Here is a 25,517-nt window from a genome sequence, read left to right on the forward strand (position 1 = left end):
TTCACGTGGAACACAAATGAGAAAAGCACTGTTTATAGGCCTTAGCGCAATTTCACTTTTTCTACTCAACAGCTGTGGCGCCGGCAAATCGACATTAGTAGACGATTATTTCATTGCGGTGGAAGGAAAGATGGTTTCGAACAAAGCGGTAAATGCTTTCATTTTTGAGAACCGAAACAACGAACTGCATTTCCGAAACTACATGCGCGCTCGCTTTGGCGTTACAGGCGAAGACTTTGATGTAGATGTAAACGTAAATGGCCAACCTATTCGGCTGCTCTTTTACAGTAAAAACGATTTTGACCGCTATTTTGAAAAGTATAATTTCAAATACACAGGACTGGTCGACGATATTACAGCTGATCAAATGGCAGCCAACCATTTCGTAGCCATTAGTGCTGTAGATGCTGCCGGAAATGATGCGCTCGATGAATCGCATATAATTTATCAGGAAATGATTGCTTTCCTAAACGATTTCAAAAAACAATACCTCCGATTATGAGCGCTACCGAAAATTTACGCGTTACCGATTTTAGCGTTTCAAAAGAAGTTTTTGAGTTGCGTTTTAACGAATCGCTACAAGCTCTGGAAACTTTTCCTAAACCTGCCGATATCGACAAATACTACGAATCCGACGATTATATTTCTCACACCGACAGTAATACCGGCTTGGTGAACAAGATTTATCAATCGGTGAAACAGTACATGCTATCTAAAAAAGTACGTTTATTGTTTCAGTACAATCGAAATTTAAAAACTGTTTTAGATATTGGTGCAGGTACAGCAGCATTTGTAAAACTACTGCAAACAGTAAATGTGCAGGCAAAAGGCGTGGAGCCAAGCGAAATTGCACGTAAGCATGCGGCCGACAAAGGTGTAAAGTTGTTCGAGAAAGTTGAGCAAGTTTCCGGACAGCAATTCGATGCAATTACCATGTGGCATGTACTTGAACACATACCCGATCCAAAAGAACACCTGCGTAGCTGCTACGAGCTGTTGAATAAAGACGGCTTGCTGGTTATTGCCGTTCCGAATTATAAATCGTTCGACGCAAAGTATTACGGCGCTTTTTGGGCCGCTTACGATGTTCCAAGACACCTATGGCATTTTAACCAAAAAGGGATGCAACAAATATTGAGAGAAAGCGGTTTTGAAGTACGCGCGATTAAACCCATGATTTTTGACGCTTTTTATATTGCACTGCTTTCCGAAAAATATAAAAACGGACGCAGTTCTATCTTTAAAGCATTTTGGATTGGCCTACGCTCAAACTGGAAAGCTTTAGGCAATAAAGAATACTCGAGCCTCATTTACATCGCTCAAAAATCGTAAAAAGCCATTTATATAGCCGCTGTTCAATAATTATGAGCTGAAATAGCTCTTTACTAGGGAAAATTCTAAAAGAGCCTTAAAACGCTTTTATTTAAGTCGTTTTTAATAGACGATTCTAATAAAGCCCTTGTTTTTTATAAATTTATCTTATACCAAGAAAAACATCTCGTTACATTTCAAAATTTCTACATTTGTGCGATTTTAAAATTGAATAATGAAAAAAGTAGTTGTAATTCTTGCGTTCGGACTTTTAGCACTTGCGTGTTCGAAAACCGCAGAAGTAAAAGAGGCTAAATATGCTTACATCGATACAACAAAGTTGATGGAAGAGTATGAGGAAGCAAAAGATATCGAGGCGAAGTACAAAAGTAAATCGGAGGAAGCCGGTCGAAAGTTTGAAGTAGCCGAGCAAAATTTTAAAGCCGACGCTGAAAATTTCGAAAGAAGTGCGCGTGCAAATGGCGAAGCTTGGGCGCAACAAAAAGGTGCCGAGCTACAGCGTCGCCAGCAAGAACTGCAATATTCAGCACAGGCAGTTGCACAGCAATTACAGCAACAAATGGGTACAGAAATGGACTCGTTGGTAAAGAATGTTAAATCGTTTATCAAAGACTACGGAAAGAAAAACGGTTACAAATACATTTTTGGAACGGGTGAAACGGCTACGATTTTATACGGCGATGAGAAAGAAGACATCACCAAAGAAATTGTTAAGTTGCTGAACGAGAAGTATAAAGCTACGCCAGCGAAAGAAACTGCGGAGAAAAAATAATTTTCCATTTATAAAAACAGATAAACCCGGAGCAATCTGGGTTTTTTAATGCTCGTTTTTTTGGAACGATTTTCCGCAGTAGCGACAGCAGCGGCATCCCCCGACGTCAGACGGGGATATAGCGAATGGCGCGGTGCCGGCGCTCCCCAATTGTTTCGTAAGGACGTAGCCGGCAACTGCCCAGATAAAAAACCGCCTCATTCTTTAATGAAGAGACGGCTATTAAATTTCAGAAAATCAACGATTTTACTTATTTTTCAAGTGCGTATCTGCGCGCCACTTCCGTCCAGTTAATTACGTTGAAAAACGCTTCGATGTAATCCGGACGACGGTTTTGATAGTTGAGATAATACGCGTGTTCCCAAACGTCTAATCCCAAAATTGGCGTTCCTTCGCAGCCCACTTCCGGCATCAACGGATTGTCTTGATTTGGCGTTGCACATATTTCAAGTTTTCCGTCTGATTTCACGCAAAGCCAAGCCCAGCCAGAGCCAAACTGTGTTGCTGCCGCTTTCGCAAATTTTGCTTTAAACTCGTCGAAAGTTCCAAAATCGCGCTCAATAGCCGCAGCTAATTCGCCTGTTGGTAAACCACCGCCGTTTGGCGACAATACAGTCCAAAACAAATTGTGGTTGTAAAAACCGCCTCCGTTGTTGCGAACAGCAGCATTTTTCTTGTCGAGATTGATTAGAATGTTCTCAATTGTAAGTCCTTCTAAATCAGTTCCCGCAATCGCAGCATTCAAATTGGTTGTGTAGGCATTGTGGTGTTTTGTATGATGGATTTCCATCGTGCGCGCATCGATGTGCGGTTCTAAAGCGTTGTAATCGTAAGGTAATTTTGGTAATTCAAAAGCCATAATGTTGTTTTTAAGTTTAACAAAAGGACTTCAAATTTAGGTAATAAATTGCGGGCTTATTGGTAAAGTAAAGTTATATTTTAGCTAATTTGTGAAAAAAAATCTGCGTTTAGAAAACTGCTTAAAACATGCCGACAATTTCTGAAACTCCATCAATTTCAATTTACTACGCTTCGGCCGGATCGGGTAAAACCTACACACTCGTTAAAGAGTATTTGAAAATCCTGTTACGTAGCCCGCGTGTTGATGCCTACAAACGCATTTTGGCGGTTACGTTTACCAACAAAGCCGTCAGCGAAATGAAGAGTCGGATTTTGGAAAGTTTATACGCCTTTTCGCTCGATGAACCGTCCGACAAAATGCGAGAATACCGCGCTTTAATTAGCAGTGAAATAGGAAAATCGGAGCAAGAAATTCAGCAGCATGCCAACGCCATCGTCAAGAACTTGTTGCACAATTACGCCTCCTTCGACATCATGACCTTGGATAAATTTACACATCGTGTTATCCGTGCTTTTGCTGTCGATTTCGACTTACCGGTAAATTTTGATGTCACACTCGACACCAAAACCATTTTGCAAGAGGCGGTAGAACGAGTGATTAATGATGCAGGAAACGATCCTATTCTGACCGAAATTTTGTTGGAACATCTCGAGAATAATGTTGAAGAAGGCAACAGTCATCGCATGTTTCAGCAACAGCTGTATCGCGATGCCGAAGTAATTACTAAAGACGATTTTAAATCGGGATTAGAAGAACTGCGCGATTTCAGTATGTTCGATTTTCGCAGTTTTCAGAAGCAACTTCGGCAGAAAATTTCGGAGGTAAAAGCTGAGCTCGCCAAACGATCGGCAGAAGTAAAGGCAGATTTCGACCGCTTGTGGGAGCAGGGTTCGTTTATAGCAGCAAATTCGAAATTCATTTCGCAAATACAGACGCAAGACGACAAGTATTTCGACAAAAAGTTCGAGAGTATTGAATCGCTTCGCGTTAAGAAAGGATTTGATACGCCGGCCTTGCTTTCGGATTTAGAAAAACTGCTTGCCAAAATGCAACTGATTTATGAGCTCCGTACGCGAAAAAGCAGATTTCAATTAATTGTAGATAAGATTGTTGGGATGTCTTTACTGTTGCAAATTCGCAAAGAGTTTCGAGAAGTGCAGCGCGAACGAGACGAAATTCCACTATCTGAATTCAACGAAATAATTGCCAATAATTTACAACAACAACCGGCACTATTTATTTACGAACGAATAGGAGGGAAGTACGATCATTTTTTTATTGATGAATTTCAGGATACTTCGGTGCTGCAATGGAACAATTTGGTTCCGTTAATCGACAATACCACAGCCGGAATGTCGGAAGACGGAACCAAAGGAACTTTAATGATTGTTGGTGATCCGAAACAGGCCATTTATCGTTGGCGCGGCGGACGAGCAGAATTGTTGCAAGGACTTGCCAACCAGACCAATAAACCTTTTGTAAACGATGATGTACAAACTTTTGTACTCGATACCAATTACCGAAGTTTTAGTAACGTCATTGCTTTTAACAACGCGTTTTTTGATTATTCGAAAGAGTTTCTAGCCAGTGAATCCACCAAAGCATTATACAGCGAAACAGCATCGCAGAAGCCAAACAGCAAGCAGGGCGGTAGTGTTCGAGTTACGGTATCTGATATTGCCGAACACGAAAATGTGGTTATTGATTCGATTCGCCATTTTTTAAGTTTGGGATTCAAATACCAAGACATTGCTGTACTCAGTAATAAGAATGCCGAATTGTACAAGATTTCCGAGGTTTTACTAGAGAATAACATACCGATTTTAAGCGCCGAATCGCTGCAAATAAAAGCCTCGCCCGATGTTAAGTTGATAAAAGCCTTGCTACAGCTTTTGTATAATCCGGAGGATACCAACGGCCAGTTTGAATTTTTGTACCAACTAGCACAATTGCAAACAGCTTTGACCGTCGACGCGTATATCGCTTCGAATCTGGCACAATGGCGCGAAACGAAAAAAGTTGATTTTCCTAATTCTGCAGCCTTTCCAGCAAATTTCGACACACTGCGATTGATGAGTATTTTCGAAGTAATTCACCTGTGTACGGTTTGGTTAGAAGCGCAAAAACAACACGCATTTAGCGATGCGTATTTGCAGGTTTTTGGCGATTTAGCTTTGCAATGTGAAGCGAGAGGACTCACAGGTTTGCAAGATTTCTTGGAGTTTTTAGAAGAAAAGAAAGGTTTAGAAGTTGCTGTAGCGCCGCCACCAGGAGTCGATGCCGTGAAATTAATGTCGGTGCACAAGTCAAAAGGACTCGAGTTTCCCGTTGTTATTTACCCCTTTGTTGCTACACCGCGAAACGCTCCTCCGGAGAAATTGTGGATTCCGAACGCAGCCGAAGACATAGAGTTGCCGCTTACGTTAATCGATTCGAACGCAAAGCAGGAAGTATTGAACGACTCGGCAGATGCTGTTTTCACAGAAGTGCATCAACAGCGGCAAACCGATAAAATGAATCAGTACTATGTGGCGTTTACTCGCGCTGAGGAACATTTACATATTGTGACAGTTCCGCCGCCGAAATCGAGTTCAAATCCGTTTAACATCGAAACCATACTAACCACTTTTGCGACTGATTTTGGCATGCAAGCGTCAGAATCGCAATCGTTTATTTTTGGTGATGATACAACTTCAAAAACAGCCACTACCGACAGCATTTCTGTGGATTATTTATCGCGAACACCTCAGAAAGAACAGCGAAATGCAATAAAAATTGCCGATCGAGCCGCTCTTCTGTGGGGATCAGCTGCCGAGAAAGCGCTGGCAACCGGGATTTTACTGCATGAATTATTAGCCGAAGTAAAACAGCAAGAAGACGTGCAAAACGTGATCCAAAAAGCCGTGCAATCAGGCAAGTTAACAACCGACGAGTTAGCGCCGATCAGCGTACAAATGCAGAAAATAGTTGCGCATCCCGACTTAAGCGAGTTTTTTAGTCGCGACGTTAAAACCATAACCGAACAGGCTATACTTTCAGCTCATGCACCGATCCTAAAACCCGATCGAGTAAGTTTTTTGAATAAAAATCAGGTTGCATTATTGGACTACAAAACCGGAAGTAAACGCGGTGAACACGCGAAACAATTAGACTCATATGCAGCAGTTTTGCAAGAAATGGGATTAGAAGTTGTAAAGAAAGCCTTGGTTTATACTTCGGAAGAACTGGAGGTTGTACTAATTCCCTAAAGCGACAAAGAATACAATGGTAACCGCGCAAAGAAAGCAGTTCCGATAAAATTTTTAAATCGAACTTAGGTTCATAACTTTGGCAGACAAATAAAAAAAGTATGTACGGCAAAATTCAACAGCATTTGCAAGCAGAGCTTGAGCAAATTCGCGAGAACGGATTGTTTAAACAAGAACGCATTATCACATCTCCACAGGGAGCAGAAATAACCATTTCAACAGGTCAGACGGTTTTAAATTTCTGTGCGAATAACTATTTGGGATTGTCGTCGCATCCAGAAGTGGTACAAGCAGCAAAAGATGCATTAGATACGCACGGTTTTGGAATGTCGTCGGTGCGTTTTATTTGTGGAACTCAAGACATTCACAAACAGTTAGAGCAAGCCATTGCCGATTTTTACGGAACGGAAGACACCATTTTGTACGCTGCGGCTTTCGATGCAAACGGTGGGGTTTTCGAACCGCTGTTGGGCGAACACGATTGCATTATATCCGACAGTCTTAATCACGCTTCGATCATCGACGGCGTTCGCTTGTGTAAGGCAGCACGTTATCGGTACGAAAACAACAACATGGCTGATTTAGAACAACAACTAATTGCAGCTACCGAGAAAAACCACAGATTTAAATTGATTGTAACCGACGGTGTATTTTCGATGGACGGACTCGTTGCTCCTTTAGATCAGATTTGTGACTTGGCCGAGCGTTACGATGCTTTAGTGATGGTGGATGAATGTCATGCCGCGGGATTTATCGGCGCTACCGGTAAAGGAACGCTGGAAGCAAAAAACGTTATGGGTCGTGTGGATATCATAACGGGTACCTTAGGTAAAGCTTTGGGTGGCGCGATGGGCGGATATACAACAGCCAAGAAAGAAATCATCGAAATTTTACGTCAGCGCTCGCGCCCGTATTTGTTTTCCAACTCGTTGGCACCAGCAATTGTAGGCGCTTCGTTAAAGGTTTTTGAACTGTTGAAGACCGATACAAGCTTACGCGATACGTTGGAATTTAACACAAATTATTTCAAGAATGGGATGAAAAAAGCAGGTTTTGACATCATTGATGGCGATTCGGCTATCGTTCCGGTGATGCTATACGACGCAAAATTGGCTCAAAACATGGCTGCAAAACTGCTTGAAGAGGGAATATACGTGATTGGCTTTTTCTTTCCAGTTGTTCCCAAAGAGAAGGCAAGAATTCGCGTTCAATTATCGGCAGCACACACTGTTGAGCATCTCGACAAAGCTATTCAGGCATTTACGAAAGTTGGAAAAGAACTTTGCATTATTTAAAAGATTTTTTATATTCTGTAACGTTTTTTAACAGATGCTTTTTTTTATAAGAAATATCAGCTTACTTTTGCCGATACTAATTAAGTAACTAAATAACTCAAGTATGAAAAATCTTAACAAGTTTTTTGCTGCTTCGTTGTTAGTTCTAGGCCTCAGCGCTCAGGCGCAAGATGGTGACAATCCTTGGGCATTGTCGTTTGGTGCCAATGCTGTTGACACGAGAACTAGCGCTAATGGAAGTGGTGTTTTTGATCAACCCTTCAAGGTAAAAGACAATTGGAATATTCTTCCATCTGTGTCTTATTTTAGCGTAAGCCGCTATTTGGCTGACGGTTTCTCTCTAGGTGTGACAGGTTCGATAAACAGAATCGAAAAATTGGTTTACCAATCTGAACTAAACCCGAGAGATTATGTTACGGTGAATCCAGGTGATTTGGATTACTATGCAATCGATGCACACATCAGATACAGCTTCAAAAACATGCTGAAATCTAAAATCATCGATCCAAACCTAAGCATCGGTGGTGGTTATAACTGGCTTGGAGATTTTGATGCCGCTACATTAAATGGTGGAGCAGGAATCACATTTTGGTTCACCGAAACTGTAGGTTTCTCGTTGCAAACAAACTACAAGTATTCTTTCGCGGACAACAGAGCTAACGTTGATCGCGCTACTGGTATTCCAACACATTTCCAACACTTTGCTGGTTTAACCTTTAAATTTGGTGGAGTTGATACCGATAACGACGGAATTTACGACAAGTACGATGCTTGTCCAGATGTAGCTGGACCTAAAAACCTTAACGGTTGTCCAGATACCGATGGCGATGGCGTTCTTGACAAAGACGATTCATGTGTTGATGTAGCTGGTTTAGCGACTTTCGCAGGTTGCCCAGATACAGATGGCGATGGCGTTCAAGATAGCGCTGATGCATGTGTTGACGTAGCTGGTCTTCCTGCTTTGAAAGGTTGTCCAGATGCTGATGGCGATGGAATTGCCGATAAAGACGATAAGTGTCCAACTACTAAAGGTCCTAAAGATAACCAAGGTTGTCCTTACCCTGATACAGATGGAGACGGAGTTCTTGACAAAGACGATAAATGTCCAAATGAAAAAGGTGTAGCTTCTAACAACGGTTGCCCAGAAGTAGCAATCACTTCCGAAGCTGTAGATCGCCTAAACGCTTTCGCTAAAACAATCTTGTTCAACAGCGGTAAGTCTTCGTTCAAGCAAGAAACTTTCGCAGTACTTCAGTCAATTACTGCAATCTTGAAACAATATCCAACTGCGAAATTCTCTATCGAAGGTCACACAGATAGCGATGGTAAAGATGCTGCCAACCAGAAATTATCTGAGGAGCGCGCTGCAGCTGTTAAAAATTACTTGATCGAAAATGGTGTTGCCGCTAGCCGTTTAACTTCTGCTGGTTACGGAGAAAGCAAACCAATCGACTCTAACAAAACAGCTAAAGGAAAAGCTAACAACCGGCGTGTTGAGGTGAAATTAGTAAACTAATCTCACTACTATAAATTATTAAAAGGCTGCAATTTGCAGCCTTTTTTTATGCGCTTTTTCTGGACTTCCTTTTCTTAACCGTAGCTTAACTAGCTTTTCTCATTCCTTTTCTACATCATAAAAACGATAGCTTTTCAAGCTTTATTTATCTACTTTTTGTAGCTTTCGCTTGATTTTTAATTCCGAGAAAACTGCTGAACAAAGTAATCTTTCAAAATCGTTAAGTTTGTTTTGTACGCTTTTTCTGAATTGATTTCCATACGTATTAAATTTGATAACGTGCTTTCGATCGTAAAATCACGTGAACAAGGCACTTTTAAAGCTAAAATCGCATAACCTTTTTTCTACCCAATGCAACAAAATTAATGGCAGCTAATACTTTTCTACAACTTCTAAGTGCCGAAATGTTCACACATCGCGAGAAAACAGGAGAATGGCCCGTAGTGATTCTTCCCAGCAAACGCGCCAAAATTTTTCTGCTCCGCGAACTGCGATCCAACTGCCAAACTCCCGTTTTTGCACCCGAAATATGGAGCGTAGAAGAATTCATTTCAAAGGTCAGTGGAGCTAATCCTATAGAAGAACTCAACTTATTGCTCGAGTTTTACAACGTCTACCAGTCCGTTACTAACCACGAAAACATTCAAGACTTCTCGTTTTTCGCCAATTGGGCACCAACTGCACTAGCCGATTTCAACGAAATCGACCGCTATCTGCTCAATCCAGACGCGATATTCGATTACTTGAAAGCCATAGACGACATCAAAAAGTGGGGCGCAAACCCCGACGATACGCCGCTGCTTAAAAGATATCTCAACTTCTGGAACCAGCTGCCTAAGTATTACTACGCACTCAAAGAACGATTATTACACCTCAATCTCGCCTATCAAGGATTGGCATATCGCAGAGCGAGTGAGCAAATCAACGCGTTTGCAGCAAATACCGACGCGCACTTCTTCTTCGCGGGATTTAATGCGTTAAACGCCGCCGAAGAACGCATCATCAAAAGTTTGATGGAAGTAGGAAAAGCACAGATTTTTTTCGATATCGATAAAACTCTATTCGCCGATAAAACCCACGATGCCGGACTCTTTCTGAGACGTTACGCCACAACCTGGCCGCAGTTTCGAACCCAATCCATGAATTTTGTCACCAACGAGTTCAGTCAACACAAAGAAATCAATTGCCTCGGAACTACCGGACGCATCGGACAAGTGAAAATCGCCTCGCAAATCCTAAACGAATGGGTTCAGCAAAATCCTGAACGTCTTTCTAAAACAGCAGTAGTCTTAGCCGACGAATCGCTGCTGCAACCGCTCTTAGCTGCGCTGCCCTCACATATCGAAACACTGAATATTACGATGGGCTTGCCGTTGGAGAAATCTTCGGTAGTACAGTTGTTTAAAGATATTTTACGCATGCAACTCGCAGCAAAGCAACGAAAAGGTGGCAGTATTTACCACCGTGATTTGCTTCGCGTACTGTCGCATAATTTCATTTCTGGAAAGCAAGCCAACAACATCTTGCAGTACCTAACCGAAAACAACATTGCCTTCTGCAACAGCAATAGGCTACTTCAACGCACCGAGGATCCGCTCCTACGCGCCATCCTTACCGATATCGAACCCAACGGAAGTAATCTGCCCGCGTATCTCACCACGATCATCAACTTGCTCAAACCCACGCTTTCCGTAGAGCAACGCGAAAGCAGATTGCAACTTAGCTATCTCTTCGAGTTCGCGCGCGTTGTTGCCAAATGGTCCGAATACCTCGAAACCGCACAGCAACAAATTACACTCGATATCGACCAAGCCATTCAAATTCTAAAACAACTGCTTAAAACCGTCACCGTTTCTTTTGAAGGCGAACCGCTCGAAGGACTCCAAATTATGGGTATTTTAGAGTCTAGAACGCTCGATTTCGAACGCGTCTTGGTCTTGGGCCTAAACGAAGGAAAACTGCCCGCAGGAAAGAGTTTTAATAGCTTTATTCCGCACGATGTGAAACGCGAACGCGGATTGCCAACCTATCGCGAAAAAGACGCTATTTTTTCCTACCACTTTTACCATTTGCTCCAACGTGCCAAACACGTAGATCTCATCTACAATCTCGATACCGAAGGTTTCGAAAGTGCCGAACGCAGCCGCTTTATTACGCAATTGCTTTTCGACCCCTCACCCAATCACCAAATAACCGAGCATATTTTCAACACCTTCGTCGAAGCCAAAGCCGAGGCGCGTCAGGAAATCTTTAAAACGCCCGCACTAATCAGTCAACTCAAACAGTTGCTCGCACACGGCTTGTCTCCTTCGGCGGTCGATACGTATTTGAGAAGTCCGAAAGAGTTTTACAAACAATACCTACTCGGCCTGCGACCCGAAGATGAAGTCGAAGAGAACATCGCCGCAAACACGCTTGGGACGATCATTCATAACGTATTCGAAAAACTCTACGAACCGTATCTAAATCAGGTGCTTACAACCGATTTCTACGACAAAGCTCTCGCACTTTTCCCCGAATTGCTGCAAAAAGAAGCCGAGATTTTATTCAAAGAAGGCGATTTGGCTTTCGGACAAAATTTCCTCGAAATTAGTTTTGCTCGAACGACCATAAAATCCTATCTCGAGGCCGAACGTGCCTTGGTTGCTGCTGGAAACACACTCATTATTCGACTTTTAGAACAAAAACTTTCTGCTGATTTATCCGTGCCAGAATTCGATTTTCCGGTGCGCGTTTCCGGTAAAGTCGATCGTATCGATGAGCTAAACGGAATCATTCGCGTTCTCGATTACAAAACGGGCCGCGTAGATCGAAATTATCTCAAGTTCGATGCCGCCGCACAGCACGAAGCCAATCTTAAAGAAAGCAAGGTTTTACAGCTGCTTACCTACGCTTTTGCAGCCGCCAGCGGAACGCCGTTTAAAACGTTCGAGGCCGGAATTATTTCGTTGCGAAGCCCAAAAGAAGGCGCAATTGTGCTGCAACTTAAAAATTTTGCCGCCTCCGATTCGCTAATCGACCCAACGGTTTTTGACCAGTATCAACAAGCCATGACGTACGTGATTAGCGAAATGCTGAATCCAGAAATTCCGTTTACCGCCGATCGGAAGAAGGAGAAAAAGTAAATTTTAGCGCACGATTATAGTGGTTTTTTTGGGCAGCTTTTCCCGCTTTTCGTTGCAATTTGGGCGCGCAACGGCGGTTACGGCAGTTTTTGGGTTCAGCTTCCGTTGGTCGCAGCACCCAAAAAGCCTCCACACACCTTTGCACCGCCCGCATTTCCACTGCAATCGCGGCTGCGGGCAATCGTTATCAAGATTTCAGTTTCTTGACCAATTTCAAAAAGCCATTAACGGCTGCAATGTATCGTTCCGGATCTTCAATGTGCGACATATGTCCCTCTTCGCACACTACCAATTCGGCCGAAGAGCCAAGCAACTGCTCTTGAATTCCGGCCAGCGGCAAAACCGGATCTAGTTTTCCAGCGATGTAGATCATCGGAAACGGCGCAAAGTGAATAATCACCTCACGGTCTTTCCGAATTTTCATGCCTTCCAGAGCAGCAACTATACCTTGCAGAGGTGTCTGCAAGGCTTTCTCGCGCAGCACAGCAATTTGTTCTTTGCAACGCTCGCGACTCGTTTCGCTAAACAAATTAGCAATCGATAAATACACAAAAGTGCGGTGATCTTGCTTTACGGCAGCAATCGCCCGATCGCGGTTTACTTTTCGTTCCTCCGAATCGGCCACAGCGGTCGAATTCTGCATAATCAAGGCTTTTACACGTTCCGGATAGTATTCGGCAACAGCCAAAGCCACATAACCACCCATGGAATGACCGAGGAAAATCGCGTTTTTTGTTTTGAGTTGGTCCAGTAAATCCACAACCATATCGGCCTGATCTTCCATGGTATGAACATAGCCTTTCGATTCGGTTTCGCCGTGTCCGAGCAAATCAACGGCAATTACCTTGTAGGTTTTACTCCACAATTCTAAAAACGGATCAAACATCGATCGGTCTTCCAAAAAACCGTGCAAAACCACTAAGGCCGGTCCGCGACCAACAACTTCGTATCCTACCGAAATGCCTTTGTATGTTCGAATCATCCGCGCATTAAATCTTCAATTTCTTCAACTTCAATCGGAATAGTTGCCATCAAATTCAATGGTGCGCCAGAGTTTTGTACAACAACGTTATCTTCCAAACGAATACCAAATTTTTCTTCCGGTATGTAAATTCCTGGCTCCACCGTGAAAACCATATTGGCTTCCATAGGCAAGTGCAATAGTCCGTAATCGTGTGTATCGAGTCCTAAATGGTGCGAAGTGCCGTGCATGAAGTACTTTTTGTACGCAGGCCAATCCGGATTCTCATTTTGTACATCGGCTTTATCGATAAGGCCAAGTCCGAGCAATTCCGATGTCATGACTTTTCCAACTTCCTTGTGGTATTCTTTCCAAAGTGTGCCCGGAGTCAGCATTGCGGTTGCCTCGTTTTTTACGCGCAAAACAGCGTTGTAAACGGCTTTCTGTCGTGCGTTGTACGTTCCCGAAACCGGAATGGTGCGCGTCATGTCGCTCGAGTAGTTTGCGTATTCGGCAGCCAAATCTAACAAAATCAAATCGCCTTCGCGGCAAATCTGGTTGTTTTCAATGTAGTGCAGCACATTGGCGTTGTTACCCGAAGCAATAATGGGCGTGTAGGCAAATCCTTTCGAACGGTTGCGCACAAATTCATGCAAAAACTCGGCTTCAATTTCATATTCGGTAACGCCGGGTTTCACAAAAGGCAGTACACGTCGGAAACCGCGCTCGGTAATCGAACAGGCGTGTTTAATCAAATCAATTTCTTCTGGCTCTTTAATCGAGCGGATGTACTGCAAAATGGTGTTGCTTTTTGCCACCTGATGTGCCGGATATTTTGCTTTCCACCACTTTACAAAACGGTCTTCGCGGGTTTCAACTTCCACATTCTGGCGGTAGTGTTCGTTGGTATTTATGTACATAATTTCCACGTAGGTCATCACTTCTTTCAACACCTTTTCAAAATCCGATAACCAAAAAACCGATTTGATTCCCGAAACCTCGTACGCACGTTCTTTAGTTAACTTTTCGCCTTCCCAAACGGCAATATGTTCATTGGTTTCGCGCAAAAACAAGATTTCGCGCAGGTGTTCATACGGAGCGTCCGGACACAAGAGTAAAATACTTTCCTCCTGATCAACGCCCGAGAGGTAAAAAATATCGCGGTGTTGCGCAAAGGGCAAGGTGCTGTCGGCCGAAACCGGATAAATATCATTAGAATTAAATACCGCTACCGACGATGGTTTCATCTGGCTGGTAAACTTGCGGCGGTTCTTTACAAATAAGTTCTTGTCGATAGGTAGATATTTCATAGCGTTTACGTGTAAGAATAGGGTTGTAAACTTACCCAAAAATCTCGATTCGGGCGTTGCCAAGCCAACGATTTCGCAGTAGTGAGCAGATATTTTTTCGAAATGCGTTCAACAAAAGCTAAAATCATTTTAAAACGGGTATAAATAACAAAGTAAACGTTGTAGTATAGGACGGCTTGCAGTACTTTTGTGCGATTTTAACACTAAACTGACCCACGATGTCAAACAATGGTATGCTCAAATCGTCGATAGCTCGAAAGGTAGCCATGGCGCTTTCCGGATTATTTTTGATATTATTCCTAGGACAACACTTTTTTATCAACTCCATGTCGGTAGTATCGCCAGATACTTTCAACGAGATTTCTCATTTCATGGGTTACAATCCCTTAGTGCAATTTGTATTGCAACCGATTTTGATTTTCGGTGTAATTTTTCACTTCTGCATGGGATTATATCTCGATTATCAAAACAAACAAGCTCGTCCGGTAAAATACGTGAAGAACAACGGCGCCGCAAACGCTTCTTGGATGTCTAGAAATATGGTCATCACCGGAATTGTTGTTTTGGCATTCTTAGGTTTGCATTTTTACGATTTCTGGGTGCACGAAATGAACGTGAAGTACATCAATGTGCAACCTGAAGATCCGACGCGTTATTACGAAGAACTTCGTCAGAAATTCGTTGATCCGGTTCGAGTAGGTATTTACGTGGTTTCTTTTGTGTTGCTGGCACTTCACTTACTCCACGGGTTTATGTCGTCGTTCCAATCAGTAGGTTTTAATAACAAATACAGCCGCAGTTTGCGCGGATTTGCATACGCTTTTGCCATTTTGGTACCAGCGGGCTTTGCGCTAATTGCTTTATATCATCATTTCACCATTTAATCAGTTTTTGCTATGGCTTTAGATTCTAAAATACCCGCAGGTTCAATTGATCAGAAATGGACGAACTACAAAAATAAAATCAACCTTGTAAACCCGGCCAACAAACGAAATCTAGACATTATCGTGGTTGGAACAGGTTTGGCAGGAGGTTCGGCTTCGGCCACTCTAGCCGAATTAGGTTACAACGTAAAAGCGTTTTGTTTTCAAGATTCGCCACGTCGCGCTCACTCTATCGCAGCACAAGGCGGTATCAACGCGGCAAAAAATTACATGGGCGACGGTGACTCGGTGTTCCGACTCTTTTACGATACTGTAAAAGGCGGCGATTACCGCGCTCGCGAAGCTAACGTATATCGTTTAGCTGAGGTTTCTACAAACATTATCGACCAATGTGTTGCGCAAGGTGTGCCACTAGCTCGCGAATACGGCGGATTACTCGACAACCGTTCGTTTGGTGGAACGCTCGTTTCTCGTACGTTCTATGCTAAAGGACAAACCGGACAGCAATTGTTGTTGGGAGCATACTCGGCCATGAACCGCCAAATTGCACGCGGAAAAATAAAAATGTACGCGCGTCATGAAATGCTTGAGTTGGTAGTAATCGACGGAAAAGCGCGTGGTATCATTGCAAGAAATTTAATGACTGGCGCGATCGAACGCCACTCAGCACATGCAGTTGTTATTGCAAGTGGTGGCTACGGAAACGTATTTTTCTTGTCGACCAACGCTATGGGTTCAAACGTAACCGCTGCTTGGAAAGTGCACAAAAAAGGAGCATACTTCGCAAATCCGTGCTACACGCAAATTCACCCAACCTGTATCCCGGTTTCAGGTGATCACCAGTCGAAACTTACTTTGATGTCGGAATCGCTGCGAAACGACGGACGTATTTGGGTTCCAAAATCACTTGAAGATGCTAAAGCTATTCGCGAAGGACGCAAAAAACCAACGCAATTGTCTGAAGAAGAAAGAGATTACTACTTGGAAAGACGTTATCCAGCGTTTGGAAACTTAGTTCCGCGTGATATTGCTTCGCGCGCAGCAAAAGAGCGTTGCGATGCCGGTTATGGAGTTAATAAAACAGGTGAAGCTGTGTATCTTGATTTCGCCTCTTCAATAGAACGCTACGGTAAAGATCAAGCTCGTATCCGTCATTTAGACGAAAACGACAAAGAGTTGGTGCTTAAACTCGGAAAAGAAGTAGTTGCCTCTAAATACGGAAACTTATTCCAGATGTATGAGAAAATCGTAGATGAGAATCCGTACGAAACACCAATGATGATTTATCCAGCGGTGCACTACACCATGGGCGGCGTTTGGGTAGACTACAACTTAATGACCACGATTCCAGGTTGTTTCGCTATCGGTGAAGCAAACTTCTCCGATCACGGAGCCAACCGTTTGGGAGCTTCGGCGTTGATGCAAGGTTTAGCCGACGGTTATTTCGTTCTTCCATACACCATAGGCGATTATTTGGCGCCGGATATCAAATTAGGTCCAATTCCAACAAATACTCCGGAGTTCGACGAAGCTGAAAAGTCGGTGAGAACACAGTTGGAACAATTCGTTTCAAACAAAGGAACGCAACCTGTCGACCACTTCCACAGACGTTTAGGAAAAATTATGTGGGATAAAGTTGGTATGGCTCGTAACGAGAAAGGTTTGAACGAAGCTATCAAAGAAATTGCCGAATTGCGCGACGAGTTCTACAAAAACGTTAAAGTTCCAGGAACACTCGACAGCTTCAACCAAGAGTTAGAGAAAGCGATGCGTGTTGCCGACTTCTTAGAATTGGGCGAGCTTTTCGCGAAAGATGCATTGCACAGAAACGAATCATGTGGCGGCCACTTCCGTGAAGAATACCAAACTCCAGACGGCGAGGCACTGCGTGACGACGAGAATTTTGCATACGTAGCTGCGTGGGAATACAAAGGAAAACCAGCCGATGCCGTTTTACATAAAGAACAATTAGTATACGATAACGTAAAACTCGTAACTCGTAGCTACAAATAATTGATACCAAACAGCCGTAAGGCAAAAAAGATAAGATATGAAACTTAATCTAAAAATTTGGAGACAGAAAAACGCACAAGATCAAGGCAAGATGGTCGATTATGCGATCGATAATGTATCGCCTGATATGTCGTTTTTGGAAATGCTAGACGTTTTAAACGACGATCTCATTCAAAAAGACCATGATCCTGTTGCTTTCGATCACGACTGTAGAGAAGGAATCTGTGGCATGTGTTCGCTTTACATCAATGGCGAAGCACACGGACCCGACCGCGGAGTAACTACGTGCCAATTGCACATGCGTAAATTCAAAGATGGCGATACGATTTTCATCGAGCCGTTCCGCGCGAAAGCATTTCCAGTAATTAAAGATTTGGCCGTAAACCGTTCGGCTTTTGATCGAATTCAGCAAGCAGGTGGTTTTATTTCGGTAAATACATCTGGAAATACGCTTGATGCCAACGCGATTCCAATTCCAAAACACGACGCCGATCGCGCTTTTGATGCGGCAACTTGTATTGGTTGTGGAGCTTGTGTAGCAACTTGTAAAAACTCGTCGGCTATGCTGTTTGTGTCTGCAAAAGTGAGTCAGTTTGCTTTGCTTCCACAAGGACGCGTAGAAGCCACGGATCGTGTATTAAACATGGTGCGCCAAATGGACGAAGAAGGATTCGGAAACTGTACCAATACGGGCGCTTGCGAAGTGGAATGTCCGAAGGGGATTTCGCTTGAGAACATCGCAAGAATGAACAGAGAATACCTAGCTGCAAGTTTAAAATAAGATTTACAACGTACATTTTTGAGACGCATCCATTAGTTTGGATGCGTTTTTTATTACAGAAAACTAAAGATCCTATCTTTACGAATCCAATAGGAACTTTGAACGTAAATGAAAAAATTATCCTTTTCAATTCTACTCATTATTTTTTGTAATGGGCCTTTTTTTGCGCAAGACTTAAAACTAATAACCTACAACATTCGTTTAGATCTCGAATCTGACGGAGAAAACAAATGGCAAAACCGAAAAGAATTTCTTTGTTCGCAATTGGGTTTTTATGACCCCGATATTTTCGGAATTCAAGAAGCGTTGCCCAATCAAGTTATCGATATTAAATCGGCTTTGCCAAAATACAACTATGTTGGAATAGGTCGTGATGGCAACGGAACAGGCGAATCGTCTAATATCTTCTTTAAGAAAAACCGATTTGAAGTACTTACCAGCGATACCTTTTGGCTATCTGAAACTCCCGAAATTGTTTCAAAAGGTTGGGATGCAGCACTCAATAGGATTTGTACTTACGTTCTATTAAAAGATAAGGAATCAAAGAAATCCTTCTGGGTTTTCAACACTCATTTAGACCATCAAGGCGACATAGCCAGAACCAAAGGAATAGAAGTAATTCTCTTAAAAATCAAAGCGCTCAACACCAAAAGTTTTCCTGTCGTTTTACTAGGCGATTTCAATTCAGAACCTACAGAGGAACGAATTATCAATTTAAAGAAATTGATGATCGACAGTCAAGATATTTCCGAACAAAAACCTTTTGGTCCAAGTGGTACTTTCAACGCTTTTAAACATAATGAAGCAGTCACAAAACGAATTGATTACATCTTTTTATCAAAGGGAAATCCTTTTAAAGTGAATAAATATGCTGTTTTGAGCGACTCTAAGGATTTAAAATACCCTTCAGATCACTTGCCGGTTTATGTTGAATTAACGTTTAATTAATTGCAGTCTTTAAGTTTGATGAAAACTAGCGACACCATCTTGGCAACCTTCTTCAAAAAACCCAACAAGTACACAATTGACATTAAATCTAAATACAATCCGCAGTATCATGCGGGTGGTACTGACGGTTTACTAGACGGCATTTTCGGCACAACCAATTGGCGCAAAGGCGATTGGCAAGGTTACCAAAGTCAGGATTTTGAAGCCGTTGTCGATTTACAGGAAATTAAATCCATCTCTGAAATTCATTCCAATTATCTGCAAGACCAACGTTCATGGATTTTAATGCCAACAAAAGTGGAATATTACACTTCCGTGGATAATGTCAATTTTACTTTACTTGGAATTAGCAGTAATGACGTAAATCCTAAACAAGCAGAAAACAGCATTAAAGATTTCCGATGTATCTCAACACCAATAAATGCGCGATATGTAAAAATAAAAGCCTATAACTTTGGCAAACTACCCGAATGGCATACAGGTTTTGGTGGCGATGCTTTTATTTTTATTGATGAAATAACGATAAAATAGATTTTTAATTTTATCCATCCCAGTAAACCCTTCAAGAGTTCAAAACTCTTGAAGGGTTCAAAACTCGTGAAGGGTTAATTGAATTTTATCCAATCTAAAAAAATGAAGACAGCCTTAATACAAACCACACTATTCTGGGAAAACCCAACCGAAAACAGGCGGCATATAACGCAAAAGATTAACGATTTACCCGCAAACGTCGATTTAATCGTACTACCCGAAATGTTTTCGTCTGGTTTTACCATGAACCCTACAGCCGTTGCCGAAACCATGAATGGCGAAACGATAATGGGGCTGAAACAATTAGCAAAGGCGAAAAATTGCGCCATTACAGGAAGTTTAGTTATCGAAGAACACGGAAAATTCTACAACCGATTGGTTTTTATATTTCCCAACGGCGCGGTTCGACACTACAACAAACGCCATTTGTTTACGCTAGCGGGCGAGCAGCAGAATTTTGAAGCGGGCAATCGTCGGGAAATTATTCTGTACAAAGGAATTCGTATCATGCCGCAGATTTGCTACGATTTGCGCTTTCCAGTTTTTAGCAGAAATAACAACGACTACGATTTATTGATTTACGTAGCGAACTGGCCCGAAACTCGTATTTTGGCTTGGGACACGCTTTTGAAGGCACGTGCTATTGAAAATATGAGCGCAGTTATTGGCGTAAATCGGATTGGCGTTGACGGAAAAAACTTGTCGTATCCTGGCCATACTGCGGTTATCGATTGTTTGGGAAATACCCAAATAAAGGTATTAAACGACGATCGTTCTGAAATCGTGGAAATCGATTTTGAATTTCAGCGACAGCAAAGGGAAAAACTTGGGTTTTTATACGATGCCGACGCCTTTGACTTGCGCTAACGCCTCAGATCGAAATCTTGATTAACATCCCAATTGGCTCGTACGTCGAGAAGTTCGGGGAAGTAAATGACCTCTTCGGGTTGTTTGTTTTCAAGAATATTTCCCGAATCAAACATGCCGTTTCCGTTGGTGTCGACAATTACGCGAACATAAAATTTATTGGGTTCTAGGCCTTCAAAAAACACTTGTTGACTTTCCGAAACCACACTTTCGTAGAGAACTTTTCCTTTATCGTTGGTTAATTGCAGCAGCAGCGGCGATTTAGGAGCGTTTTTAAGCGATAACGTCAGATTTCCAAACTCGGATAAGGCACGAGTTCCAAAACTAAATTTAAGGCTATCGTTTTCCTGTCCGTAAATGTCTTGAACGGCTTTTGGAAGGATTTGTAAAACGTATTTGGCGACTTCCTCCTTTTTGAACTTCACAGTGGTTTTCAAATGGGCGAGATCTTCCGTTAAGCTAAAATCAATCGGTTTGCCATTCTGCGTAAGCGAGATGAGTTCTTTATTAATGCGAGCTATGGGCGTCGAAGAAAGCAGTTCAAAATCTTCGCGCCATGGCAACGCGCCTGCTTTAACCGCAGATATTGTTAGGCTGTCTGATGCTTGAAGTTTCGACTTGACCGTGAAATCTTTTTGATAGGCACCTGAACGGATGCGCACACCGATTGAGTCTTTTTTGCCCTGCGGAATAAAAACGTGCAACGAATCTTTGCCAGGAATTTTTGTAACCACGGGTTTTAAATCGGTTTTTGGAAATAAGATTTCGGCTTGAACTTGATCTGCCGTTCCCGAATATCCGATAAGTAGTCGGTTTGCCGAAGCCGACGATGCGTTTAAAGCTTTAAAGGTGCTTTTAGCTTTAGATACCCGTACTTGCTGACTTTCGGTATTAGGAACTTGGATAAAAGTGCTGCTAAATCCGATTTTTTCCGAAGCGGGTTCTAGTTTGTAGTTTACAGTTTTCTCTTGCAGTGCAATAAGTTTGTAGGAACCGGCTTTTAAATATTCGAACTTAAAGTTGTTCAAACTATCGCGGGTGGTAGTTACGTAACGCGGTGCTTGTTTGTAAACGAGTGAGTCGTTGTAGCTGTCGTTTGCATCGTAAAGGAGCAAGCTAATTCCAGGATCGAGTTTGCGTTCGAGTGCATCGGAAACGCGGCCTTCCAGCGTAAGCGAATCGATTGTACTTCCGGTTGAAAAAACGTATCTAAAGTTCTCTAGCGAAATGCCTTCGTTGTTATCTTGAATGCTGTTTCCGAAATTTAAACAATAGGTGGTGTTTGGTTTTAGTGTGTCGCGAAAACGTATTGTAAATTCTTTTGCAGCTACGGTAGGTGTAACGGTGGGCTGTTGTTTTAGCGGCGGAGAAACCACCAATTGTTTGCTAACGTCTTTGAATTTAACGTATTCGCTAAAACTGATTTTAATAACCTGACTATTGAAATTGGTCGAAAAGTTTTTAGGAGAAGCCGAAACCAAAACAGGAGGAATCGAATCTAAAGGTCCGCCGCTAATGGAGCCCACTTTCGCACAACGGCTAAAGATCAGAAGCGATAAGAGAACAATTGCGGTTAATGCTGCGATTTTCTTCATGGTTATAACGCCTTTTCAGGAAGGCAAAGTAACGACTATTTTTCAAGAAGCGGCACCGCGGCAGGAGGTAGCATCAAGTTAAAACTACATTTTGGGTAAGTTTGAGCTACTTGTTGCGTTGGTGAAAAGAAAAAACCACACACTTTGGTGAAAACTGTTTTGAGATTTGGAATCGGAAATGGAAGTTGTTAAATCGACATAGCCATAGTAACGATGCTAATTTGAACTCCGGGAATTTCTCGGAGCGCCTGTCCGCATTGTGTTAGTGTACTGCCGGTGGTAAGCACATCGTCGACGAGCAGGTAGTGTCCCGATTTTTTGTCAGCTTCTGCGTTTAGTCCAAAAATACCGCTGTCTTGTCCGAGACGCTCCGATTTATTTTTGGTGGTGAGCGTTTTTCGATACCGATTTCGAATTAAAAGTTGGTCGTTGTATGTGGCACCTAAGGTTTGAGCGAGTGTTTCTGCGAAGCGTGCCACTTGATTGTAACCGCGTTCGCGCAACCGGCGTTTGTGAAGCGGTACGGGAACAACGTAATCGATTTTTTGTAAAGCGGGCACTTGCTTTAAATCGGTTGCATACCAATAGGCAAAAAGTTCGCCGATTTGTTGTTGTCCTTTGTATTTGAGTTCGTGTATTAGTTTTTGTGCGATGCTTGATTTACTGAAATAAACGAAGCAGGAAACAAAGGCGAGTTCCAGCCGTCCGGAGAATTTTGAGGCGGCTTCGGTTTGGGAATACAAATGGTAGTTGGTGAGCGCCAGTTCGTGTCGGCACTTGGTACAGATACTTTTTTCGCCGGTGAGTAGCAGATTTCGGCAGCCGCAACAAACCGGAGGATACAAAACGTTTAGTAAATCGCGAATCATCTTTTTTGCGAAAGATACAGCGCTGACAAACAATGATTTTACGGAAAAACCGTAAATTTTGAAGATTTTGAGATGGGAAAAAGGCCATACACTAATTTTCAATTTGTGCCCTATTACAGCTTCGGCGAGTAGGTTTTTTGAAAACTAGTTTCATTGAGAACGATTTTGCAGTCGGGATGGAGGCGTAGCCTTCTCCTAATTCGAATCCTTCGCAAATCAAATTTATCTTATCCGTTTTAAAATGAGCCGAGCGGTAACGACATGCTGCTTTAAGTCTGGCCTAATTCCAGCCAGCGCGGGTGAGGCAATTACTCCATCTATAGCAAAACAACAGGCTGAAGGTGAGCCGTCCGACAACATCTTTCAGAAAGTCTGCTCGTTCCCGCCAGCCCGTATTTAGGATAGTACTAATTTCCGAAATAAAAAGCAAACTGCCTTACAACACCCTCATTTTGAGAAGATTTGTAGCAAGGTTTGTTGGGTTACTTGTATGGCATTTGCTAAATTTGTTGCATGGGTCACTGTGTGCCGGCGCGGGCGAGTTGTGTTCACTATTTGGTTAGGGATCACGGCGGTGTAACGCAAAAAAACATACCTTAGCATTAACCCGACGTTCTTGCATATACTGATTACGACCCCTTTGGTATGCTCATACCAAACCGGCATGATGAAACGGGGAATTACCGCTATGGCATTAACGGAAAAGCGAATGATGATGAGGTAAAGGTAACGGGATGTGCCATAAAAGCTCCAAGTACTTGGACTGACTTAATAAATGATTAATTATGAATACAATAGATAAATACTATTTTTTCTTGCAGAAAGCAATTACAAATGTTGAATTTGACAAGAAATATTATTTTGAAAAAGAAAATGATTTATTGTATTGTACTATTAAGACAGAAACGGGATTGTCTCAATATTTTAGAAATGAGAATGTACAAGTTGATAAATCTAAACGGATCCTTGTTAAGGGATTGATTGAAAATGAAATTAATACAGTAGAGATTCCTAAAATATTATTTTTAGATAAAAAAAAGTTTCTTGTTGATTTTGTTGATAATGAAGAAGATCTGGAATTAAAAGAAAAATTAAAACAGGAATTAGAACTTTTCAATGAGAGTTCAGATTTTTTAAATTGCTTTATTGAAATCATACAAAGTGTTGACAAAAGAAAAGCATACGATTTTCATATGGCTCTAGGTTCTTTTTTATCTGTGAAAATTAAAGAAATAACTGAATCTATGGGGCTTACTGAGAATTCTGATGTCGTTTGGTAGCCCATTCTGTAAGCTTCCCCTAATTCGAACCGTCAATAAATCAAGTTTATGTTTTCAGTTTTAAAATGAATTGGCTTTCTCTACAGGTTTTTCGTTAAATTCTAAATAAGCCCAGCGACAGCGACACGTTGCTTTTCGTACCATCTAGTTCCAGCCAGCCCGTACTTAGGATAGTACTAATTTCTGAAATAAAAAGCAAACCGCCTCACAACACCCTCATTTTGAGACGTTTTTTAGCACTCTTTCTTAGCTCACTTGTTTGGCATTTGCTAGATCTTGTCCGCTTGGGAGGATTGCAGCATGGGGCACTGTGTGCCGGCGCGGGCGAGTTGTGTTCACAATTAGCAATTTCCAGTAGCCAAGCAACGTAGAAATTTATACTTTAGCACTACTCTCGCTTCGCAACGCCTACCGACTTTGAGGTATGATTAAAAAGCACACTAAAATTCATCTTTATTTATGCACTGAAGAGATAGTACAAATACAGATAGCGTACTTCTTGCGTTTTTCAAGTTACAAATAATTACCCGGAAGTCGGGAGACTTCGGAGAGCGCAGCTAAAGTAAAACCTTAAAAATGAAAAGATATATCCCACAAGACAAGTCTGATGTTAATTTCTTTGTCTTTTTAGAAAAGATGAATATTGATGAAATAAAAGATGATGTAAATAGTCTACTTGAATGGCTAAAAGATATGAATTGGCCTGCCGCAGCTTTAGTATCTAAGTATTTAAGTCAATATGCAAACAAAATTGACGATGAAATCATCCAAGTTTTAAGAAGCAAAGATGAAGAGTGGAAATATTCAATATTATTTTCACTACTACTTCATTCAAATATTATTCCGAATAATAAAATTTATAAACAGGTTTGTAGAATTTATAAACACCCTACCGAAGCAGAATTAGAAGCGGAATTAAATGAATTAGCAGAGGACATTTGTAAAAAATATAAAATTATTTGCTTAGAGTAATGTATCAAAGTTAATCACACGATAAAAAAATTATTTTTCCCCCATCTCTCCTGAGTTTTCTTATTAAAGCACAATCGCTCAAGCAGGTCTCGTGACTACTCAGTAATAAAAACACTAAAGCATCTGTCAATCGTAATGCTTTTTTTGTATTTTCCACAGGTTCTTTTACAAAAAAGAATCTACCCCTTTTGGTTCGCTTATACCAAATAGGTACGGTAGTATAAACGAGTATCGCTATGGTTTCCAAGGCCAAGAACAAGACGATGAGGTAAAAGGCGAAGGGAACTCGGTTAAAACTAACGCGCCCAATCGGATGGACGTATAATCCGTTCCTAAGGAACCGAAATAGCTGGAAG

The 25,517-nt window shown here is 42.0% G+C and carries 21 protein-coding genes; 16 read left to right on the forward strand and 5 right to left on the reverse strand.

The annotated features are described in order from the left end of the window. Positions 1-16: 16 nt before the first annotated feature. The 3 genes from Q0064_RS04575 to Q0064_RS04585 all read left to right on the forward strand — a co-directional run bounded on the left by Q0064_RS04575 (position 17) and on the right by Q0064_RS04585 (position 2,104). A complete protein-coding gene (locus tag Q0064_RS04575; RefSeq protein ID WP_298144968.1) occupies positions 17-502 on the forward strand; it encodes a hypothetical protein in 486 nt (161 codons plus the stop codon). Continuing rightward, on the forward strand, positions 499-1,332 hold the full coding sequence (locus Q0064_RS04580; protein ID WP_298144970.1) for a class I SAM-dependent methyltransferase: 834 nt from the start codon (positions 499-501) through the stop codon (positions 1,330-1,332). Before Q0064_RS04575 ends, Q0064_RS04580 begins: the two co-directional genes overlap by 4 nt. A gap of 214 nt (positions 1,333-1,546) precedes the next feature. Further along, entirely contained in the window at positions 1,547-2,104 is a 558-nt protein-coding gene (locus tag Q0064_RS04585) for an OmpH family outer membrane protein (protein ID WP_298144973.1), read from the forward strand. A gap of 250 nt (positions 2,105-2,354) precedes the next feature. On the opposite strand, the gene Q0064_RS04590 is transcribed toward Q0064_RS04585, so the two are convergent. Next, complete coding sequence (locus tag Q0064_RS04590; RefSeq protein WP_298144976.1) at positions 2,355-2,963, reverse strand: superoxide dismutase; 609 nt, start codon at positions 2,961-2,963, stop codon at positions 2,355-2,357. Between the two features lie 128 nt (positions 2,964-3,091). Here Q0064_RS04590 and Q0064_RS04595 point away from each other — a divergent pair, with 128 nt between their 5' ends. The 4 genes from Q0064_RS04595 (at position 3,092) to Q0064_RS04610 (ending at position 12,150) form a co-directional block, all read left to right on the forward strand. Continuing rightward, positions 3,092-6,214 carry a UvrD-helicase domain-containing protein gene (locus tag Q0064_RS04595; protein WP_298144980.1) on the forward strand — a complete coding sequence of 1,041 codons (3,123 nt, stop codon included), beginning with the start codon at positions 3,092-3,094 and terminating at the stop codon, positions 6,212-6,214. A 101-nt stretch (positions 6,215-6,315) separates the two neighbouring features. After that, positions 6,316-7,509, forward strand: coding sequence for a glycine C-acetyltransferase (kbl, locus tag Q0064_RS04600; RefSeq protein ID WP_298144984.1), 1,194 nt, complete (start codon positions 6,316-6,318; stop codon positions 7,507-7,509). A 103-nt stretch (positions 7,510-7,612) separates the two neighbouring features. Next, entirely contained in the window at positions 7,613-9,025 is a 1,413-nt protein-coding gene (locus tag Q0064_RS04605; protein ID WP_298144987.1) for an OmpA family protein, read from the forward strand. Between the two features lie 365 nt (positions 9,026-9,390). Beyond that, a complete protein-coding gene (locus Q0064_RS04610; RefSeq protein WP_298144989.1) occupies positions 9,391-12,150 on the forward strand; it encodes a PD-(D/E)XK nuclease family protein in 2,760 nt (919 codons plus the stop codon). Positions 12,151-12,337: 187 nt separating this feature from the next. On the opposite strand, the gene Q0064_RS04615 is transcribed toward Q0064_RS04610, so the two are convergent. Both Q0064_RS04615 and Q0064_RS04620 read right to left on the reverse strand, forming a co-directional pair. Then, positions 12,338-13,132: an alpha/beta fold hydrolase gene (locus tag Q0064_RS04615; RefSeq protein ID WP_298144992.1), complete on the reverse strand. Its 795-nt coding sequence runs from the start codon at positions 13,130-13,132 to the stop codon at positions 12,338-12,340. Beyond that, positions 13,129-14,421 carry an aminopeptidase P family protein gene (locus Q0064_RS04620; RefSeq protein ID WP_298144995.1) on the reverse strand — a complete coding sequence of 431 codons (1,293 nt, stop codon included), beginning with the start codon at positions 14,419-14,421 and terminating at the stop codon, positions 13,129-13,131. The genes Q0064_RS04615 and Q0064_RS04620 overlap by 4 nt, the downstream gene beginning before the upstream one ends. 218 nt (positions 14,422-14,639) lie before the next feature. Between Q0064_RS04620 and Q0064_RS04625 the strand changes: the two genes are divergently transcribed. The 6 genes from Q0064_RS04625 to Q0064_RS04650 all read left to right on the forward strand — a co-directional run bounded on the left by Q0064_RS04625 (position 14,640) and on the right by Q0064_RS04650 (position 20,445). Continuing rightward, on the forward strand, positions 14,640-15,305 hold the full coding sequence (locus Q0064_RS04625) for a succinate dehydrogenase cytochrome b subunit (protein ID WP_298144998.1): 666 nt from the start codon (positions 14,640-14,642) through the stop codon (positions 15,303-15,305). Between the two features lie 12 nt (positions 15,306-15,317). After that, on the forward strand, positions 15,318-17,318 hold the full coding sequence (locus tag Q0064_RS04630; protein WP_298145001.1) for a fumarate reductase/succinate dehydrogenase flavoprotein subunit: 2,001 nt from the start codon (positions 15,318-15,320) through the stop codon (positions 17,316-17,318). Between the two features lie 37 nt (positions 17,319-17,355). Beyond that, positions 17,356-18,099, forward strand: coding sequence for a succinate dehydrogenase/fumarate reductase iron-sulfur subunit (locus tag Q0064_RS04635; protein ID WP_298145004.1), 744 nt, complete (start codon positions 17,356-17,358; stop codon positions 18,097-18,099). A 108-nt stretch (positions 18,100-18,207) separates the two neighbouring features. Continuing rightward, positions 18,208-19,047 carry an endonuclease/exonuclease/phosphatase family protein gene (locus Q0064_RS04640; protein WP_298145007.1) on the forward strand — a complete coding sequence of 280 codons (840 nt, stop codon included), beginning with the start codon at positions 18,208-18,210 and terminating at the stop codon, positions 19,045-19,047. Between the two features lie 18 nt (positions 19,048-19,065). Then, positions 19,066-19,578, forward strand: coding sequence for a discoidin domain-containing protein (locus tag Q0064_RS04645; RefSeq protein ID WP_298145009.1), 513 nt, complete (start codon positions 19,066-19,068; stop codon positions 19,576-19,578). A 102-nt stretch (positions 19,579-19,680) separates the two neighbouring features. After that, a complete protein-coding gene (locus Q0064_RS04650) occupies positions 19,681-20,445 on the forward strand; it encodes a nitrilase family protein (RefSeq protein WP_298145010.1) in 765 nt (254 codons plus the stop codon). On the opposite strand, the gene Q0064_RS04655 is transcribed toward Q0064_RS04650, so the two are convergent. Together Q0064_RS04655 and Q0064_RS04660 are read right to left on the reverse strand one after the other, a co-directional pair. Beyond that, positions 20,442-22,040, reverse strand: coding sequence for an Ig-like domain-containing protein (locus Q0064_RS04655; protein ID WP_298145013.1), 1,599 nt, complete (start codon positions 22,038-22,040; stop codon positions 20,442-20,444). The two genes, Q0064_RS04650 and Q0064_RS04655, sit on opposite strands and share 4 nt — an antisense overlap. Positions 22,041-22,228: 188 nt before the next feature. Beyond that, positions 22,229-22,909 carry a phosphoribosyltransferase family protein gene (locus Q0064_RS04660; protein WP_298145015.1) on the reverse strand — a complete coding sequence of 227 codons (681 nt, stop codon included), beginning with the start codon at positions 22,907-22,909 and terminating at the stop codon, positions 22,229-22,231. A gap of 645 nt (positions 22,910-23,554) precedes the next feature. Here Q0064_RS04660 and Q0064_RS04665 point away from each other — a divergent pair. The 3 genes from Q0064_RS04665 to Q0064_RS04675 all read left to right on the forward strand — a co-directional run bounded on the left by Q0064_RS04665 (position 23,555) and on the right by Q0064_RS04675 (position 25,161). Beyond that, the gene (locus tag Q0064_RS04665; RefSeq protein ID WP_298145021.1) at positions 23,555-23,692 is read left to right on the forward strand and encodes a hypothetical protein; all 138 of its coding nucleotides are present in this window, start codon (positions 23,555-23,557) and stop codon (positions 23,690-23,692) included. 2 nt (positions 23,693-23,694) lie between these two features. Continuing rightward, positions 23,695-24,189 (forward strand): hypothetical protein, encoded by a 495-nt coding sequence (locus tag Q0064_RS04670; protein ID WP_298145024.1) that lies wholly within the window; start codon positions 23,695-23,697, stop codon positions 24,187-24,189. A 576-nt stretch (positions 24,190-24,765) separates the two neighbouring features. Continuing rightward, a complete protein-coding gene (locus Q0064_RS04675; RefSeq protein WP_298145026.1) occupies positions 24,766-25,161 on the forward strand; it encodes a DUF5071 domain-containing protein in 396 nt (131 codons plus the stop codon). The last annotated feature ends 356 nt before the right edge of the window (positions 25,162-25,517 follow it).

Origin of the sequence: Flavobacterium sp., assembly GCF_027490375.1 — a bacterium.
GTDB lineage: Bacteria > Bacteroidota > Bacteroidia > Flavobacteriales > Flavobacteriaceae > Flavobacterium.

Coding starts and splice junctions, on each gene's coding strand:
- Q0064_RS04620 (WP_298144995.1), bottom strand. CDS start 14,421: ATGAAATATCTACCTATCGACAAGAACTTATTTGTAAAGAACCGCCGC.
- Q0064_RS04635 (WP_298145004.1), top strand. CDS start 17,356: ATGAAACTTAATCTAAAAATTTGGAGACAGAAAAACGCACAAGATCAA.
- Q0064_RS04675 (WP_298145026.1), top strand. CDS start 24,766: ATGAAAAGATATATCCCACAAGACAAGTCTGATGTTAATTTCTTTGTC.
- Q0064_RS04595 (WP_298144980.1), top strand. CDS start 3,092: ATGCCGACAATTTCTGAAACTCCATCAATTTCAATTTACTACGCTTCG.
- Q0064_RS04655 (WP_298145013.1), bottom strand. CDS start 22,040: ATGAAGAAAATCGCAGCATTAACCGCAATTGTTCTCTTATCGCTTCTG.
- Q0064_RS04585 (WP_298144973.1), top strand. CDS start 1,547: ATGAAAAAAGTAGTTGTAATTCTTGCGTTCGGACTTTTAGCACTTGCG.
- Q0064_RS04575 (WP_298144968.1), top strand. CDS start 17: ATGAGAAAAGCACTGTTTATAGGCCTTAGCGCAATTTCACTTTTTCTA.
- Q0064_RS04650 (WP_298145010.1), top strand. CDS start 19,681: ATGAAGACAGCCTTAATACAAACCACACTATTCTGGGAAAACCCAACC.
- Q0064_RS04670 (WP_298145024.1), top strand. CDS start 23,695: ATGAATACAATAGATAAATACTATTTTTTCTTGCAGAAAGCAATTACA.
- Q0064_RS04605 (WP_298144987.1), top strand. CDS start 7,613: ATGAAAAATCTTAACAAGTTTTTTGCTGCTTCGTTGTTAGTTCTAGGC.
- Q0064_RS04610 (WP_298144989.1), top strand. CDS start 9,391: ATGGCAGCTAATACTTTTCTACAACTTCTAAGTGCCGAAATGTTCACA.
- kbl (WP_298144984.1), top strand. CDS start 6,316: ATGTACGGCAAAATTCAACAGCATTTGCAAGCAGAGCTTGAGCAAATT.
- Q0064_RS04625 (WP_298144998.1), top strand. CDS start 14,640: ATGTCAAACAATGGTATGCTCAAATCGTCGATAGCTCGAAAGGTAGCC.
- Q0064_RS04590 (WP_298144976.1), bottom strand. CDS start 2,963: ATGGCTTTTGAATTACCAAAATTACCTTACGATTACAACGCTTTAGAA.
- Q0064_RS04660 (WP_298145015.1), bottom strand. CDS start 22,909: ATGATTCGCGATTTACTAAACGTTTTGTATCCTCCGGTTTGTTGCGGC.
- Q0064_RS04630 (WP_298145001.1), top strand. CDS start 15,318: ATGGCTTTAGATTCTAAAATACCCGCAGGTTCAATTGATCAGAAATGG.
- Q0064_RS04645 (WP_298145009.1), top strand. CDS start 19,066: ATGAAAACTAGCGACACCATCTTGGCAACCTTCTTCAAAAAACCCAAC.
- Q0064_RS04580 (WP_298144970.1), top strand. CDS start 499: ATGAGCGCTACCGAAAATTTACGCGTTACCGATTTTAGCGTTTCAAAA.
- Q0064_RS04640 (WP_298145007.1), top strand. CDS start 18,208: ATGAAAAAATTATCCTTTTCAATTCTACTCATTATTTTTTGTAATGGG.
- Q0064_RS04615 (WP_298144992.1), bottom strand. CDS start 13,132: ATGATTCGAACATACAAAGGCATTTCGGTAGGATACGAAGTTGTTGGT.
- Q0064_RS04665 (WP_298145021.1), top strand. CDS start 23,555: ATGCTCATACCAAACCGGCATGATGAAACGGGGAATTACCGCTATGGC.